The 16,180-nt window shown below is 58.2% G+C and carries 14 protein-coding genes and 1 tRNA gene; 3 read left to right on the top strand and 12 right to left on the bottom strand.

Annotated features, from left to right (window positions below):
- Positions 1-263 precede the first annotated feature (263 nt).
- Together BU28_RS0107470 and BU28_RS25830 are read left to right on the top strand one after the other, a co-directional pair.
- Positions 264-509 (top strand): helix-turn-helix domain-containing protein, encoded by a 246-nt coding sequence (locus tag BU28_RS0107470; protein WP_028718916.1) that lies wholly within the window; start codon positions 264-266, stop codon positions 507-509.
- 38 nt (positions 510-547) lie between these two features.
- On the top strand, positions 548-946 hold the full coding sequence (locus tag BU28_RS25830) for a hypothetical protein (RefSeq protein WP_143809743.1): 399 nt from the start codon (positions 548-550) through the stop codon (positions 944-946).
- Here BU28_RS25830 and BU28_RS0107465 read toward each other — a convergent pair.
- The 9 genes from BU28_RS0107465 to BU28_RS24155 form a co-directional block, all read right to left on the bottom strand.
- On the bottom strand, positions 943-1,533 hold the full coding sequence (locus BU28_RS0107465; protein ID WP_028718915.1) for a hypothetical protein: 591 nt from the start codon (positions 1,531-1,533) through the stop codon (positions 943-945). The genes BU28_RS25830 and BU28_RS0107465 overlap by 4 nt on opposite strands.
- 357 nt (positions 1,534-1,890) lie before the next feature.
- The gene (locus BU28_RS25310; protein ID WP_143809742.1) at positions 1,891-2,697 is read right to left on the bottom strand and encodes a hypothetical protein; all 807 of its coding nucleotides are present in this window, start codon (positions 2,695-2,697) and stop codon (positions 1,891-1,893) included.
- A complete protein-coding gene (locus BU28_RS0107460; protein WP_028718914.1) occupies positions 2,697-3,884 on the bottom strand; it encodes a GIY-YIG nuclease family protein in 1,188 nt (395 codons plus the stop codon). The genes BU28_RS25310 and BU28_RS0107460 overlap by 1 nt, the downstream gene beginning before the upstream one ends.
- Positions 3,877-5,910, bottom strand: coding sequence for a DEAD/DEAH box helicase (locus BU28_RS0107455; RefSeq protein ID WP_028718913.1), 2,034 nt, complete (start codon positions 5,908-5,910; stop codon positions 3,877-3,879). Before BU28_RS0107455 ends, BU28_RS0107460 begins: the two co-directional genes overlap by 8 nt.
- Positions 5,911-6,087: 177 nt before the next feature.
- Entirely contained in the window at positions 6,088-7,560 is a 1,473-nt protein-coding gene (locus BU28_RS0107450; protein ID WP_028718912.1) for an ATP-binding protein, read from the bottom strand.
- A 58-nt stretch (positions 7,561-7,618) separates the two neighbouring features.
- Positions 7,619-8,398, bottom strand: a complete 780-nt coding sequence (locus BU28_RS25305) for a hypothetical protein (protein ID WP_143809741.1) — start codon at positions 8,396-8,398, stop codon at positions 7,619-7,621.
- A complete protein-coding gene (locus tag BU28_RS0107445; protein WP_028718911.1) occupies positions 8,398-11,145 on the bottom strand; it encodes a class I SAM-dependent DNA methyltransferase in 2,748 nt (915 codons plus the stop codon). The genes BU28_RS25305 and BU28_RS0107445 overlap by 1 nt, the downstream gene beginning before the upstream one ends.
- A gap of 125 nt (positions 11,146-11,270) precedes the next feature.
- Positions 11,271-11,549 (bottom strand): hypothetical protein, encoded by a 279-nt coding sequence (locus tag BU28_RS0107440; RefSeq protein WP_028718910.1) that lies wholly within the window; start codon positions 11,547-11,549, stop codon positions 11,271-11,273.
- Between the two features lie 11 nt (positions 11,550-11,560).
- Positions 11,561-11,944 carry a helix-turn-helix domain-containing protein gene (locus BU28_RS24155; RefSeq protein WP_051577993.1) on the bottom strand — a complete coding sequence of 128 codons (384 nt, stop codon included), beginning with the start codon at positions 11,942-11,944 and terminating at the stop codon, positions 11,561-11,563.
- 753 nt (positions 11,945-12,697) lie between these two features.
- Between BU28_RS24155 and BU28_RS0107430 the strand changes: the two genes are divergently transcribed.
- Positions 12,698-13,765: a tyrosine-type recombinase/integrase gene (locus BU28_RS0107430; protein WP_233145039.1), complete on the top strand. Its 1,068-nt coding sequence runs from the start codon at positions 12,698-12,700 to the stop codon at positions 13,763-13,765.
- A gap of 74 nt (positions 13,766-13,839) precedes the next feature.
- On the opposite strand, the gene BU28_RS0107425 is transcribed toward BU28_RS0107430, so the two are convergent.
- The 3 genes from BU28_RS0107425 to BU28_RS0107415 form a co-directional block, all read right to left on the bottom strand.
- Positions 13,840-13,913 (bottom strand) — tRNA-Cys (locus tag BU28_RS0107425).
- 198 nt (positions 13,914-14,111) lie between these two features.
- Entirely contained in the window at positions 14,112-14,504 is a 393-nt protein-coding gene (locus tag BU28_RS0107420) for a hypothetical protein (RefSeq protein WP_028718908.1), read from the bottom strand.
- A 297-nt stretch (positions 14,505-14,801) separates the two neighbouring features.
- Positions 14,802-15,794 (bottom strand): IS481 family transposase, encoded by a 993-nt coding sequence (locus BU28_RS0107415; protein WP_028718907.1) that lies wholly within the window; start codon positions 15,792-15,794, stop codon positions 14,802-14,804.
- Between the last annotated feature and the right edge of the window lie 386 nt (positions 15,795-16,180).

The raw sequence follows: 16,180 nt of genomic DNA, 5'->3' as shown, positions 1-16,180 counted from the left end.
TGGCACACATTGCGAAACGCACTCCCCACCAGCCGATGGATAGGACTTCGCAGCAGCGCCTCAGCCAAGCAATGTGGGGTTCAGACGCCGCTTACGGACAGGTGGAGGCCTCGGCGTGAATCTCGGTCATGCAGTGCGGACATTGGTGGGGCATCGGTTGGTCCTGAAAATAAAGATGCAAACACGTCCGGCACGAAATAACCCAAAATGGGATATTGCTCAAGCGCCACTATCCGAATTCCGGATTTATCTGGAGTTCAAGGATGGGCCGAACCTTGCGCAGCCCTGGTCATCTGGCCTTGATGGCTGCCCTCAAGCAGGCCCGCTTGGATGCGGGGCTGACGCAGACCGAACTGGCAGAGCGCCTGAAGCGGCCGCAGTCCTTCGTGGCGAAGTACGAGAACGGCGAGCGGCGGGTCGAGGTGGTGGAACTGGTCGAAATAGCCACAGCGATGGGATCAGACCCTCGCGATATCGTCCAGATCGTGCGAGATGCTGGACCGGGTTAAGGGACCACCGACGATCCTCGCGACTAGAGAGCACGGGCGTGAACCTTGCCCCCGACAAATTCCGCAAGGCTCTGGACTCCCTGACAGACTCGTGTCCAGATAACGGTGCGTTTCAGTCGAGGTTCGCGATGCTATACACGGAAGAAGAAATTAGGGCGCAGGCACTCATAGAGCTTTCGAAAGCTCCAAAAGGAAAGTTGACCACGACCCAATTGATCGAAATCCTTACTAACGTGATGAAACCACAGGGTAAGGATGCGGAGATAGTCGAGGGCCGTGGGGACACTTATTTTTCGCAGAAAGTTCGGAATTTGGTGTCTCACCGAGATGGAGGTCGAGGCTTGCAAATCACCGGATTGGCAGATTACGATCCCGATGAAGAGGGATGGACCATAACTGCCGCTGGGCTTGCGGCGGTTGCAGGCCAAAATCCCTAACTTCCATACTTCTTTTTATAACCGGGGGTGAACCACTTTAACTCGGTTCCCCCCATGTGAGCCTTGTCCCACACGAACCATGCATAAGCGGTTGTTCCGGAACCTTTTTTTTCGGCATTCTTGGGGTAAAACGTGATGCGCTCGCTGAACACCCAAACCCTGCTTGGGGCGTGGCGCGCGAATATGGACTTCTGCCTTGATCCACCTTCTAAAAACGCCAATCGCAATAGGAGAGCGAACTTCTGCTCTGCCTTCTCCAAGCAAGCAGAGACGAACCCTTCCGCGCTATGAAATGGCGGATTGGTGACGATGTTTTGCGATCTACGTTCAACGTCAAGAAAGTCAACATTGGCCTCACCGTAGCCACGATCATAGAGGTCAGAGCTCTCGACCCGACTGGAAGCTTGGCTGATGACATCAGACATGGCCCCGTCGCCGCATGCGCATTCCCACGTCTCACCCGCGAAATTCTCGTTGTCAATTAACGCATAGGTTGCCCAAGTCGGCGTCGGATAGAAGTCGGGGCCGCCTAAGTCAGCGATCCTCTTCATGGTGGGCTGGGGAGAGAGAAGGAGTTCGCTGCGCATGTGCTCTGCCTCTATGTTATGGTGCGCCACCAGGATGTAGCGTGCCTCGTTTCGCGCGAGTCTACTCTTGACTCAAGGAATGACAAGTGCCTTAAGAATCGCGACTCACATACGGCTGGTTGCTGTGGTCCTCACGGGTCCTTGTAGGAGTCTTAATCCCCGCCGAAGCCCTACGTCGTTCGGGCTGATGGCTAGGCGGTCTGAACTCTCTGCGCTGGTCGGCGTTTGCGCAGGCTTTCGGCATGCAGAATGCTCTGCAGTATCCGCCGGGTATAGGTCATATATTGCTATCCCTGGTGGGCTGAAGGCGTGGATCAGACCTGGGAGGCCGACGTATGGTCGCCGAGATTGCCGCGTTTACTGATTCGCTCCGGGATTGAAGCCTACCCGAAGGTCATCCCAGAACGAGGCACCGGCATTAACAGAGACCCTTATGCTATCGGCGATTGAAGGGCGGTTGCGTTGATTCCAGATAGAATCGAAGTATAGCGCTAGCTGCATAACTTCATCACCGAAGTGAAAAAGAATTTGTCGAGTAAACTTATAATCATCTTCGGATAGGCCGCTTGTAATAAATTTCCGAGATATTCTCGAGCTGTGAGCGAAGCCTTCATTTCTAGCTATATCTAAATCCCTATGTGTATCAGACGCAGATAAAGCATCGATTTTATCGCAAATGGCGATGAGGGAGTCTCTGTCATTATATATTTTTTCTCTGAATTCTCGCACATCCCGTACGGGAAGGTTGTGCTTGATGGCGATCTCATTTTGGCGAGTCGCGTATCGATCTAAATAGCCATTATAGCCATCACCACATGCCTCTCGAAATAGCCGAGACAGTCGGGGAAGTGAGCGAATTTCATCGTGCATTCGCCGTTGGTTTGGCCTAGTGCGACTGGCTATTTCTCCGGGAATGAATTTTCCCTTCGCTGGGACCTCCATGATTTTCCACACGGACATGACTACCGCGAGTTCGCGAGCGGAATTGATACCGTTAAAGAATTGAATTGCGCTTGGCTTTGCATCTTTCAGCCAGAAGGCGTTTGCTTCAAAGCCCTCACCGATTGCGCGATATCGGATATATATTTTTGTATCGTTCACGCAAGTTTCAGTGATTTTTGATATTTCGCTCATATAAGCAGGAAAGTCACTTGCGTCAATCATTAACGCAGCACCAGCTGTGCTCGTTTAGGGTCATAAACATACTGGGTGATTGTCCCGTCCATGATCTTCTGGATTGCCTCATCAATGACAAAAAAAGGCACGAGAAACCATTCCTCGGGCACCACAGGCCGCGCAAAACGGTCCTGAACCTGAACATTCAATCGCACCGCTCCGAAAATCCGGTGGATCAGCATTTCGAACTTTGATCGAGAAATATTGTAGAGTTTGTATGTTGCAACCAATTCGACATCCGCCATCAGGAACGTCGGCTGTAACCGCGCGCCCTGTATGCGAGTTTTCACATCATTGCTGGTGACGCCGATCTTATGGACGAGTTCTCGGTTTGCAGCCACTGTCGGGTGATCTGACTTGCTGCGCAGGATGTAGATCGTGCCACTGTCCTGATCTTCTGCGGCCAGTTCGCCCGAAAACAGCGGCCCCGCGACCGGATCGGTTATCCTCCGCCCAGCCTCATCTTTGTTGAGTGCGCGCTGAAGCGAGCGCATCAGCATGTTGCTTTCGGTCCCGTTGTCAAAAACCACCCGCAGGCGGGCATCGGTTCGCCCTTGATCCGTCAGCGTTACCTCACCTTTCTCGGCCACATAGGCTTTCTGCCCACCAACGATGAAGAACCGCCCCTTCTCGATCTCTGCCTTCAACTCGAACGGGCGCGTCTCACGCATGCCGGTGTCGAGTTCGCGCTGGACCTGTTCGAACAGCGGCTTGAACAGTGCGAAATCGGCGCAGGCTTCGCGGTTGGCGACCTCGTCCGCCGCCTTGCGTTCGGCAGCTGAACGAACGTGGCGCAATTCGGTGATCTCCGGCGCTTCAGCTTCAATGCCGAGTTCGGCAAGGAGCGCGTCGTCGTCCAGATCCTCGTCGGGAACGGTCGGGTGGTCCAGCGAACCGTGCAGCAACCCTTGTCGATCAAGGGGAAGACAAAGCTCACGGCATTCGGCCTGCTCTCGCAGCCGATCAAGGCGTACGGCATAGAGCCGTTCGAAAATGTCGCCATCCTCGCTGTGACGGGGGACATGACCCTTCTCGTCCACAAAACGCTGCACTTCCTCGAATCCGGCAATGATGCGCTCCTCACGCGCGCTGCGGCCGCCGGATCGCCTAGTCTCTGCCTCCACGCCCAGTTCGGCCAGTAGAGCATCATCTTCATCTGTGAATGTCTTAGCCATTCTTCTGCTCTTGCTTCATCCGTGCGAGGAAAGCCACTCCTTCCGCCATGCGCTTTTCCCATGGATCGGCAGAGGTGATGTCGGGCAGCCGCCCCCGTTCCTGTTTGAATTTCAGCGCCCGTCTGGCCAGATCGCGCGCCTCTTCCGGCGTCAGTTGCACCTTGCGCGCGTTGATCACCGCGGCAACCTGCTTCAGGCTGTTCTCGTCCATCGTTTTCGACAGGATGGCATAGGCCTCGGCAAAGGGGTTGATCCGGTCGATCAGGTCGATGTCCAGTTCCGTCACGCTCATTGCGAAGCGACGAACACCATCAACGAAGGCCGTATTGCCGCCGCCGGCCTCGGTGATCGCCGCCTTGGCCTGCTGGGTGAGGTTCAGCGCCGCGATGGCATGCTGGCGCACCGCCTCCTGATCCTCGGCATCGAGCGTCGGATATTTGTCCCGGATGATCTTGCCCAGCCGAACCTGCGTCAGTTCCTCCGGCACGACCTCCTCATCGAACATGCCGCGCTCGATGGCGGTCTTGTCCTGAACAAAGGCGGTGATGACTTCATTCAGGTCCTGGCTGACGATCCGTTCGGCCTCCTTGCTTTTCGGCTGCGCGAGTCCGTTGATCTCGATCTGGAACTGCCCCTGCGCCTCATTGAAACCGATATTGCACTTGCTCGGGTCATAGCCACCTTCGCCATAGTCGAAGCCCTCGACCGGCCCCGCCGCCTTGGCCTTCGGTGTGAAGTTGAAGCGTGGCGTCAGCACCTGTTCCATCAGCAGGCTGGCGGCGATGGCCTTGAGCGTGTCGTTCACCGCCTCGCGCACGGCCTCTTCCGAAGCATCCGGTTCCGCGATCAGGTTGGTGAACCGTGCACGGGTCTTGCCTTCCGCATCGCGGGTAGCGCGGCCGATGATCTGCACGATCTCGGTCAGGCTTGATCGATAGCCGACCGTCAGCGCATGTTCGCACCAGATCCAGTCGAACCCCTCCTTCGCCATGCCGAGCGCGATGATGATATCGACATGATCGCGGTTCATCTTCTGAGCCGGGACTTTCAGCGCGGCCGAGACCTTGTCGCGCTTCGCGGCCTCGTCGTCGACCAGATCGGCGATGCGCAGCATGCGTCCCTCGGGGGTTTGCACCAACTGGAACCCGGTCGCGGGATCGGTGCCCTGCCATTCGCCCAGCGTCTCGATGATATGCTCGACCTCCTTGATCTTGTCCTTCGTGCTTTCGCGCGAATTGACCGAGGGTATGTGGATGATCGTTTTTTCGTTCGGGTCCAGCACCTTGACGATATCGTCGGCATAGGAACCGCTGTAGAAATAGTAACCGATATCCAGTTTCTTCAGATACGTGTAGCCGTTCAGCTGCTCATAATAGGTGTAGGTGACGGTCTCGAATTTCGCCTCGTCCTCGGGCATCAGCACCGCTTCGGCATCGCCCCGGAAATAAGACCCGGTCATGGCGACGATATGCACCTTGTCGCGGGCGATGAACGCCGCCAGATGCGCGCCCAGCTTGTTGTCGGGATTGGCCGAGACATGATGGAACTCGTCCACCGCGATCAGGCAGTCGTCAAAGACCTCGATCCCGAAGCGATCGACGGCAAAGCGGAAGCTTGCGTGGGTGCAGACGAGCACCTTGTCATCGCTGTCCAAGAAGGACTGAACCGAACTGACTTTGCCACCATCCTCGCCGGGGGCATTGCACAGGTTCCACTTCGGCGTCACGGTCCAGTCGGCCCAAAAGCCGAACCTCGACAGCGGCTCATTGACAAAGCTGGACCCGATCGACTTTTCCGGGACCACGATGATCGCCTTGCGCAGGCCCTGATTGTGCAGCTTGTCCAGTGCCACGAACATCAGCGCCCGGCTTTTGCCCGAGGCCGGGGGCGACTTGATCAGCAGGTATTGCTCGCCACGCTTCTCATACGCCTTTTCCTGCATGGGGCGCATGCCCAACTCGTTCGGGCGGGTGGAGCTGCCGTTCCGGGCATAGGTGACAGAGACCGACGGGACAGACTTATGCATGGGTGTTGCCCCCCGAGCCAGGCATCATCCCCCAAGGGGTAGGCAGCCCGATCAAAACCCGATCAAGACGGGAGGCCGTCGACGATGCCGTATAGAATTTTGATTTCATTGAAATTTTCATCATGAACTCTCCTTTGGGCGCCCCTGCGATCAAAACCCGATCAAAACTTGCCGCCCTCATGCCCAGAACGGGACATAGCCCGCGCGCGGATGCTCGGCGTCGGCGGGCCGGATGAAGCCGGCATCCAGGGCCTGGCGAATGATTACAGAAGCTTGCGAAGCATTGCGAGGATCAATGCCAAGCCGGTCGCGCAGGCTCGCATTGGTCATCCGCTGGCCGCTTTCGTATTTCAGCGCGGCGTGCTGGTAGCAGGCCCGGACACGCTCCTCCGGCGTCATCTCGGCAAAGCGGCGCGGGGCGAAGAACACGACCCTGACCGCCTCGCCTTCCGTGCGAAAGTCCGGCGGCGGCAGTTGGTGCAGTTCGACAGCGGTCAGCACCTTGTCGATCCCGGTTCCCTGCTCCTCGCAAAGCCGCATCCGCCGCATCAGCGAGGCCAGCGCCTCGTTGCGGGACCGGGGCGGAGAGTCCAGGAACCGATCCGGGCTGACCAGCGGCGCGCCGGGGTTGGTGATCTCCATGCGGTCGCTGAAAAGCTCGATCAGGGGACCGGCGCCGGTGATCGTCATGTCCTGATGGATCAGCGCATTGGCGATCAACTCGCGGACGGCGATGGCGGGATAGAGCGGGCGTTCCTCGCGGAAGGCCGAGCCGATATGCTCGTTTCTCGGCAGCAGCCCGTCGATGTAATCGACCAGCCCCTGAAACCCTGCGGCATAGCCGCGCTGTCCATCCTGACGATGGGTCACGGTGTCGGCGCGGCCCGCGCCGCCGTAGGCGACAAACCTGACCGCCTTGCGGGCGACCGAGGGGCCGAAGTCGGACAGCCGCTTGGCAAACAGGATCGCGCCCAGATTGGTGATGTTCCAATGACCGCCAACGTCAGGCTGGATCAACCGGTCGGCCTGAAGCCGGTCGAAAATGCCTTGCCGGTTGTCGGGCAAGGGCTGTTCGGTCAAATCGAAGTAATTGGCATAGTCCAGCCGCGCCAGCACCTCGTCGCCGGTCAGGAACTGCGCCGCAAGCCCCGCCTCCCACGCATAGGGTTGCAGTTTCGCCCACAGCGCCCGCAACCGTTCCGGGTGATCGGACAGGCGCGGCGTGGCGCTGCCGATCCGCAGATAGCCGGTGCGGTCAAACTCGACCGGCGCCGTTGCGGCGGCGGGAATGGTCAGCAGAACCAACCGCTGGCCGTGATACTCAACCTCCTCGAACCGGAAATCGAGACCGGGTTGCAGCCGGTTCGCCAGCCAGATCTCGAACGGCTGCCCCTGTTCGCGTTTGGTGGCGGGATCGAAGGTCGTGCCGACCGCCTCGTGATCGCCGTCGCGGATACCCCAGACCAGATAGGCGAAATGCTGGTCGGCCAGGCGCGCGGCGTTGGACAGGGCCGATACCAGCTTGCCGATCAGCGGGCCATCGGCGTTGTTCTCTTTGAACTCCAGCCAGGAGGTTTCGGCCGGGCGGGCGCGCAGGTCGTCGATCAGCCTTCGGGTGCGTTCCAGCGTCTGGATGGGGGAAAGGCTCATGCGTGGGCCTTCGGCCTGGTGTCATTGACCGAAACGGGGGGAACGACTGTCACTGGCCTCATGAAGTAGCTCCTGCCGTTGCAGATTTGTTGTATGCTTTGACGAACCACGCGGGAGGAGAGAGCTTCACTTCTCCGAAAGTCACATTTTCTGGGACCGCTCGCCAGAATTCCACAACTGAATCCGAAAATCTATCCAAATCCCGATCATCCACCTTCAAGTGCTCGTGGGTCGGGTTATTGTTGGCGAAGAAATCCTGTCCGCCAAATGATGACAGTGGACTTGGCAAATATTGCGGGAAATTTTTCGCCAACGCATCTAACGATGGCCCATCACCATGCTTATGCACATTCACGATCATCCGGCAGGCGTTCAAGTCGGCAAACCACCATTCGCCACGCACCGCCCAACCCCAACTTTCAAGGAGCGCAACGAGATCATCAAACTTCACCTTCCAGATCGCGTTGCTCAGGTTATCGTCGCGATGCCACTTCTTGGATTCATCTGCGAGCCACTGCCGAAGACTCTTCTCCCATTGGTGAAAGAACCCGGAAATAATGTTCAGTCGTGTATCATCATGCATCTGGGTAAGCAGATCATAGAATTCCTGCCCCACCTCCGAAGCCGATTCATAGAAGTCGCTAGGATCATGCCGACCAGGATCGAACCAACGTGAACTATCTTTCAATGCACGTTCGGCCGCTTCATCTGCTTCGGCCTCAATGTTCCCAAACCGTGTCAGAAGGCGCGCCTTTGCCTCTCGCACATAGAATTCGTGCGCCCGAATAAGCGCATCGCGATGACCATGCCACATTTGATAACAAATATAGCTATCCATCATACGCCCCCAGCCACTGCCTTCGGCTTGGTGGTCATCTTGGTGTAGAGGCTGAACAGGTGTTCCAGCCGTTCGGTGTCGTTGCGGAAGCGGCGGCCGATGTAGATGCGTTCCAGCACCTCGTCATTGCGGTCGTGGGCGGCGCGGAGGTTGTCGGGCATGTTTTCGGGGTCGTAGAGGTCGGCGATGGTGGCGGGGAAATGCGCCTCGCGCGCCAGAAGGATAGCCTCGGCGCAGGCGGTGAGGTCGGATTTCTGCTTTTCGGTCAGCGGCGGGACGGGGAAGGTGTTCCAGCCGAGGGTGTTGGAATAGCGGAAATCGGTTTTCATCTTGCCGCAGACGGTGCCGATCCAGATCAGATGCAGGCGCGAGGCGATCAGCGCCATGTTCCAGAGTGGGGCGTCGTAGATTACCGATGCGAGATTTGAAACTACGGTCGCATAGTCAGCGATGTTACAAGGAAGGAACTGTCGTTGTTCTGAAGAGACATTCGGGACCATTATTGAGAGGCCCCTGCTGTGCGGAGCGAATACGAAGCGATGTGGAGAAGCGGCGTTGTCATTCGCCTGCTTCCCGTTGCTTGTCTCGCGGAGGCGCCGCACCCTTTCGAGCCTTTCACGGAATTCTGGAATGCTCTTCGCATCATTTAGTTCATCGTCTTCAATCCAGATGCACCAGCGGTCGCCACCATTAATGATTTCTCTCGATCCGACATACCGCTTTATGAAACGCATGCTGGCTGGGCTTGTGCTCGCTATCGCCGACCGCTCATTGCTTGAAAGAATTAGGTTGCCACCATCTGTTGGCTTGTTGCCTGATTGCATCATTGACAGCCCCGAGAGTGACGTGGAGCGTTTTTTAACAATGACAGAATCACCTGCAACAAGGTATGGACTGATGTTTCGGACTGATCGGACAACTCCGTTATCGAATAGGTGACATTCAGCTGCTTCCACTGGAGATAGTCCGACAATCACACAAGTAACTGCCGCTTTATTGCTTGCAAGATTACTCCACAGAAAGGACGTATGCGCAAAGTGTATGACGTTTCTTTGCGAGAACACCAAAGGCCATAGCATCGCAACCTGCTCACCTTGAGTGATCGAGTTCGTCGTCACAAGGGCGCTCTTTGAGCCTGTCATCTCATTGAATTGCGCAACCTTGAGAACGAAAGCGGCGACATAGTCGAGGTCTTTGTATGTTTTTAGGACAGGCGAGAAGATCCGTGCCATGTCGTCTTTCTGAGACGACGTTTGATTAACACTGCCCTGATAGGGCGGGTTTGCACAGATAAATATCTCGCCGCCCTCATTCTCGAAATCAATCTCGGCCTGATCCAGTGGCGTGCTGAACAGGTCATCCCCGCGCATTTTCACCCCCGCGCCGGTCGGCGGGCAGATCGACAGCCAGTCCAGCCGCAGCGCATTGCCGCAGGTAATCCAGTTCTTGCTGTCCAGCGGCAGGAAATCCCGCGTCGCCTCGCGCTGGCCCCGGTACAGCACGTCACACTGATATTCCGCGATGATCAGCGCCAGCCGGGCGATAGTGGCGGGGAAATCCTTCAACTCGATACCGCGGAAATTGGTCAGCGTGATCTCGGACCGCCGGTCAGCTTCGCCCCGGCGGCGGTTGATCTCGGCCTCGATCGCCCGCAGTTCCTTGTAGGCGATGACAAGGAAGTTGCCCGATCCGCAGGCCGGGTCGAACACCCTGATCCGCGCCATGCGGCCCCGCAGGTTCAGCAGCTTTCGCCCGTTGTCGCCCGCTTCCTCCAGCACCGCGCGCAGGTCATCCAGAAACAGCGGATTCAGCACCTTCAGGATGTTCGGCACCGAGGTATAGTGCATGCCAAGCGCGCCGCGTTCATCCTCATCCGCGACAGCCTGGATCATCGAGCCGAAGATGTCCGGGTTCACCTGCGTCCAATCCAGCCCGCCGATGGTCAGCAGGTAGGACCGGGCGATCCTGCTGAAACGCGGCGCCTCAGTGGTGCCGGAAAAGAGTTCGCCATTCACATAGGGGAAAGGCTCGGCCCAGCGGGGGATGCCTTGGGCTGCGCGGTGGTCGGGTTTGGTGTTCATCGCCCGGAACAGCGTGCCGATCACCTCATGGGTGTTGGAACTGTCCCGCGCGCTCATCGTGTCGATGGTTCGGGTGAAGACGGTTTCCTGCGCAAAGATCCCGGTATCCTCGGCGAAGAAGCAGAAGATCAGCCGGGCCATGAACTGGTTCATCTCGTGCCGCCGCGCGGCGGTGCCCCATTCGGGGTTGTCCTTCAGCAGTTCGATATAGAGCCGATTCAGGCGGCCGGTTGCCTTGATGTCGAATGCGTTCTCGCGGATGGCGCGGACGGTGGTGATACCCGCCAGCGGCAGGAAGAAGCCGAAATGGTTCGGGAAATCTGCGTAGGGGCAGATGATGGCCTCGCCCGAAGTCAAATCTTCGGCCTGAAACTCTACCCCATCTGTGGCGAGGATGAACTTCGCCTTGGCGCGCGTGGTGGCGGGGCTTTCGCGCAAAGCGCGGAGGGTGGCGGTCGCCTCGCCCTCGGCGCAGGTCTTGATGTGGATGTTGCTGGTCTGAAGGACGCCGCCGAGGTCGGATTTGTTCGAGCTGCCCGCGCGCAGGCGCTTGATCGTGGTGTCCTTGTTCCCGAAGGCCAGCAGGAAGGCATAGGGAAACTCTGCCGCGTCAAAGGGCTGCTCGGCAAGCTGGGAAATGGCCTCTTCGATCTCAACGGCGTTCATCTCTGTGTTCCAAGGGTGGTGCGGTCAATCGCGCGGCGCGGCCGCGATCTAGGCGAAGGTCAATGCAGCGGCACAGTCGAAGGGCAGAAGGCGGCCTTGAAAGTCATCGCGCACAATCTGGTCGATCAGGACTGGGGTTCAGGAAGCGTCTTTTCCATCGTAATTTGCAATGCTGCGCAGGCGCCCATTGAAAAAATGAGGCCGACCACAATAAACAACAAAAGTACGGTGACGGCTGCACTGGCAGTCCGCGCCCATAGAGCTATGGCCCAGACCACCAAGGCGAAAACGCCTAGAACCGCCCCCTGTTTTGTCATTCGCCGCATGGCCTTAAAATGTGCTTCGCGAATCGTTTCCAGGTACAGATCGGCCATGATTTCTTGCGCGCGGGATCGCGTGGTCATCTCGATTCCTCTCATATGGTTCTCAGGTATGAATTGGCGCGCTCAGGGTTGAGCCCGCCTTCTCGAAGTATCTCCTCGAAGACGAACCGGATGATGGCTGCTTCCTTGTCGATCGGCGGCTTCTTCCCGGTGGCTTCAAAGTGTTCACGGACAGCAACAACTGCATCTTCCAAGGCCTGTCCGATGGTTGGTGTGCTGCGCGCGCCCTCGCCGGTAATGAGCCAGTTGATGTTGACCTTAAATTTCTCCGCGATGTCGAGCGCCACACGCAATGGTAGTTCGCGGATGCCTAGTTCGTAGTTCTTGTAGGCGCGGTCGGAGAGGTTGAGCTGCTCGCCAAACGCCGCTTGGGAGAGCCCGGTGGATTTCCGGACGATCTCCAAACGTTCTTGCAATCCGCTCTTCATTACCATATGGTATCAAATGTTACCAGAAATTGGGTATGGAATCACTACTGTTCCGCTTCATTACCAGCTGTAGCAGTTCGTGCCTCAGGATCAAAGGAGAGTCCAATGGAGGGTTTTCAGACTCCAAGAGAGCTAGCGGTCGCATCAGGATGGTCAGAGAGACGAATCCGTGATCTGATCGCGGCGAGGGAGTTGCGACACATCCGGCTACGATCTCGTTTTTTCATTCCTGAAGGTGCGCTGGACGAGTTCATCGCTCGGAGGATGGTCGCGCCAGCGGCGGGGCTGGGAGAGATGGATGCTTCGTCTTCTCTCGCCACGGCCCTGAAGTCATAGAAAAATCATCATTTTTTTGACTTCTGCCATATTGGTACCCAACGACCCGATGAGACCGCCAAGATAGCAAGACGCCTCGCCTTGTTCTCATCCTTGCTGGGCGAGGAAAATCCCGAGGCCACCTACAGATCTGCGATATGTCAGTTTTACCATCTCACTTTGCCCAGATGATTGGCCTGATCCGTGCCGAGGATCTGGCCGAAGAATGGGGCTATGCCAGCGCTAATAGCGCCTTCCGCAGTTTCTGCGCGAAGCTAGGCCTGCGGCATGTTCCGGGGCGCCCCGGATGGTTCGATCCCAAGCATGTCCGTCAGCGTCTTGATGCTGCCCAGGGCATGGAGATCCTCACGCCGTCGCGGGGTCCCATTGGTGCTGCGTCGCTGGTGGCACAACGGAGGGCGCGTAATGCCACGTTCTAGTCGTCCGAAGGGTGTTCATTGCGTTCGGCGCATCACGAAAGCGGGCGCGAAATTCCATTTCTATGCCTGGCGCGGCGGTCCCAAGTTCTGGGAGGACAGCGCCCGCTTTCCGAATGATCCGGCTTTCTTCGTGGCATTCGCCGAGGCAACCGCCCGCCCCAAGCCGGCGCATTACATGACCGTGCAAATGGTCGATGACTTTCTGTCGAGCGCGGAAATGCCCAAGGGCGAGCGCACCCGGCAGGATTATTGCCTCTGGGCGCTACGCTTCGCGGCGGCGTTCAAGGACGACCCCGCCGCGATGTTCGAGGAACCCGAAGCGCGCGGCGAGGTCAATGAATGGCGCAAGCAATGGGCGCATTCGCCGCGCCAGTACGACTATGCCGGAACCGTGGTGACGCGGATACTCAATTGGGCCTGGAAGGACGCCGGCAAGATCCGGATGCACTACTGCGGCGACTTTCGGAAGGTCTATGAGGTGGACCGTTCGGAGATCGTGTGGACTCCGGCGCAGCGTGAAGCTGTTTGCGCCATCGCGCCGGAATGGGTGCAGCGGATTCTGACGGCGGGCTGCGAAACCGGGCTGCGGCCGGCCGACCTGGTGCGCCTGCATCGCAACCAGATCGAGAAGACGCCGCAGGGGCGCCGCATCCGCATCAGGACGAACAAGCGCAAGCGCACCGCCACAATCCCCGTCACTCCGGCCATGGCCGCGTTGATCGACGCCACGCCGGCCGACCGCATGTTGATCCTGGTCAGTGATCGCGGGCGGGCCATGACTGGGCGCCACGCCTCGGACAGCCTGCGCTACTGGCGGAACAAGGCGGGGCTAACACCCGAGGCCTTGGGGTATGATTTGCGGCTCCAGGATACGCGTGGGACCGCTGCTACACGTCTGCTGAACGCGGGGCTTGAACTGGCGCATATCGCCTCGCACATGGGCTGGTCGGTCCGCTACGCGGCAGCCGTAATCGAGCATTACGCCCGTGTTTCACCCGATGAATCAGATGGTATTCTGGTCAAGCTCGCCCGGGCTAAAGGGGGCGCAAAGTGAACGAAACTGTAAACGCTACTGTAAACGCCGGAAGAAGGGGAAGGCCCGATATGGCACAAGCTCTTGAAAAGACTTGGAGGCGGGTACCGGAATCGAACCGGTCTTCACGGATTTGCAATCCGCTGCGTAACCTCTCCGCCAACCCGCCGGAGCCTTGCGTTTGCTAGGGTTTTCGGTTGATGGGGTCAAGGGGGTTATCACTCCGGTTATCACTTTCCTGTTCTGGTCCTGTTCCGTTCTGGGGTCAGGAGCGCTTGGCGCGGGCCTGTCTTGCCCGCATGATCTGCCGGGCTTCCCCCGGCATACTTCCACACCCGCGACCTGGCTGAACTTGTCTCGATAGAACTTACTTGCCGGGAAGCCGCTCAAGCTCGGGGAAGGGCTGCCACTGAACGTCCATGCGGTCGCAGACGGGGTGATCCAGGCTGCCGCCGGCAATCTTTCCGTTCCGGATTGGTATGCCAATGCTGTGCTGGCCGAGATAACGGCCCGATACGTCCTTGCTGTCCGCGCGGACGCAGACGCCTTGCAGCCCGTCGGGCAGGGTCGCCACATTGGATATCTCGGCATCACGGATCGAGCTGGGGTCGTAGACGAGTTCCTTGGCGCCGACGACAATCTCTGCCTTCAAGGCGGGGCTGGGCGGCGTGGCGCGCGCAATGATGTCACTGTACTTGTCCGATGCGGCGCAAGCCGCAAGCAACAACGGCCCGACAATCAGAATTGCCTTGTTCCGCATGATCCACCCTCTCTTCAAACGCAGGCACAGGCTATGAAGTCCGTGAGCGATGGACAAGCGATAACCGAAACTCGATTTGGTTCCCGCGAACCGCGCTGTGTTTAATGGCAGGTATGCAGCATGCTGCGATCACTCTAGGAACGGCTGCGCTTGCGGTGGTGCAAGCGGGTGTCACGAGTTCCTGGTTTTTGTAGTTGGTCGGGCGGTCTGTGGTGGGGCCGCCCGACTATCGCGATCCCGCCAGGGTCGCAAACTGAAGGCCGTGGCCAGAAGCCCCTTGGCCCCTCGCCGAAAACCCTAGTTGTTCAGTCCCGGCATGTGGTGGCTCGGATTGACGATGAATCTGTCGGGTTCTGAAGTCCAGACCTTGCAGATGTATTCGTAGGGCGTGCGGCCGTTGAGGGTCTTGAGCCTTCGGGCGAAGTTGTAGGCCGCGAGGAAGTCGGCGAGATGGCGGCGCAACTGGTCGTGGCTGTCGGAATGGAAGCGTTTGATGTTCAGCGGGAAAACGATCCCCCGGATCGTTTTCTGATCCGCTTCACCCTCCTTGATCGTTCGGTTCATCCGCTCGACCTGACCATTGGTCCAGGGATGGTTGATCCTGGTGAGCCTGTGCTCGATGCCGTTCTCGTCGCAGACGCGATTAAAGATGTGGTGGAAGGCGTATGTGTGGTGAGCGTGATTGGTGAACTGGACGCCGTTGTCGGTCAGCACGGTATGCAGCCGGTAGGGAACAGCGGCGACCAGATCGCGCAGAAACTGGGCGGCAGCCATCTTGCCGGCCTTTTCGACCAGCCGGGTGAAGGCGAACTTGCCGGTGCGGTCGATGGCCACGAAGAGATAGAGCTTGCCCTCAGCGGTTTGGACCTCGGCGATGTCGATGTGGAAGAACCCGATGGGATAGCGTTTGAAGCGCTGCCGCTTCGGCTTGTCGCCCTCGACATCGGGCAGGCGGGAAATACCATGTCGCTGAAGGCAGCGGTGCAGCGCCGAGCGGGTCAGGTGCGGGATCGTCGGCTGCAGGGCGTAGAGGCAATCGTCCAGAGGCAACAGGGTGTGCCGCCGAAACGCGACCACCATCGCCTCCTCCGCCTGGCTCAGAACGGTCGAGCGGGGCTCCTTCGGTCCGGTCTTCAGATCCTCGACTGTCGCCCGCTTGCGCCACTTGGCCACTGTCTTCGGATTGATGCCAAACTCGCGGCTCAACACCGCGAGCGAAGCTTGCGATCGCTGTCGTGCTGCTCGGACGGCGTGCGTAGTCGTGGCGCTCCCGTGACGAACTTGTCCCATAGGGCCTCTTTCCATTCCGTAGAAAGGATCGCACCATCAATATGTGGGATCAAACAGCTTTGCGTAGTCGTGGCGCTCCCGTGACGAACTTGTCCCATAGGGCCTCTTTCCATTCCGTAGAAAGGATCGCACCATCAAAATGTGGGATCAAACAGCTAGTGTGAATCGTGGCGCTCCCGTGACGAACTTGTCCCATAGGGCCTCTTTCCATTCCGTAGAAAGGATCGCACCATCAAAATGTGGGATCAAACAGCTAGCCAAGCCACTGGATTCGTTCAAGATTCGGATGGAGAACAAAGCAAGACTTCAGGAAATTTCATAGAATGCCATATTCTTGGCATCTCAGGCGGGCGCGATCACGCCCGCACAGAAACTGAAAATGGCTG

Source organism: Paracoccus yeei ATCC BAA-599, from assembly GCF_000622145.1.
Classification (GTDB): domain Bacteria; phylum Pseudomonadota; class Alphaproteobacteria; order Rhodobacterales; family Rhodobacteraceae; genus Paracoccus; species Paracoccus yeei.
Note: the sequence above shows the minus strand (reverse complement) of the source record. Positions and strands in the feature narration are given on the sequence as shown.

Excerpts from the sequence above, each read along its gene's own strand:
- BU28_RS0107470 (WP_028718916.1), top strand. The coding sequence starts at position 264 with ATGGGCCGAACCTTGCGCAGCCCTGGTCATCTGGCCTTGATGGCTGCC.
- BU28_RS0107465 (WP_028718915.1), bottom strand. The coding sequence starts at position 1,533 with ATGCGCAGCGAACTCCTTCTCTCTCCCCAGCCCACCATGAAGAGGATC.
- BU28_RS25310 (WP_143809742.1), bottom strand. The coding sequence starts at position 2,697 with ATGATTGACGCAAGTGACTTTCCTGCTTATATGAGCGAAATATCAAAA.
- BU28_RS0107460 (WP_028718914.1), bottom strand. The coding sequence starts at position 3,884 with ATGGCTAAGACATTCACAGATGAAGATGATGCTCTACTGGCCGAACTG.
- BU28_RS0107455 (WP_028718913.1), bottom strand. The coding sequence starts at position 5,910 with ATGCATAAGTCTGTCCCGTCGGTCTCTGTCACCTATGCCCGGAACGGC.
- BU28_RS0107450 (WP_028718912.1), bottom strand. The coding sequence starts at position 7,560 with ATGAGCCTTTCCCCCATCCAGACGCTGGAACGCACCCGAAGGCTGATC.
- BU28_RS25305 (WP_143809741.1), bottom strand. The coding sequence starts at position 8,398 with ATGGATAGCTATATTTGTTATCAAATGTGGCATGGTCATCGCGATGCG.
- BU28_RS0107445 (WP_028718911.1), bottom strand. The coding sequence starts at position 11,145 with ATGAACGCCGTTGAGATCGAAGAGGCCATTTCCCAGCTTGCCGAGCAG.
- BU28_RS0107440 (WP_028718910.1), bottom strand. The coding sequence starts at position 11,549 with ATGACCACGCGATCCCGCGCGCAAGAAATCATGGCCGATCTGTACCTG.
- BU28_RS0107430 (WP_233145039.1), top strand. The coding sequence starts at position 12,698 with ATGCCACGTTCTAGTCGTCCGAAGGGTGTTCATTGCGTTCGGCGCATC.
- BU28_RS0107420 (WP_028718908.1), bottom strand. The coding sequence starts at position 14,504 with ATGCGGAACAAGGCAATTCTGATTGTCGGGCCGTTGTTGCTTGCGGCT.
- BU28_RS0107415 (WP_028718907.1), bottom strand. The coding sequence starts at position 15,794 with ATGGGACAAGTTCGTCACGGGAGCGCCACGACTACGCACGCCGTCCGA.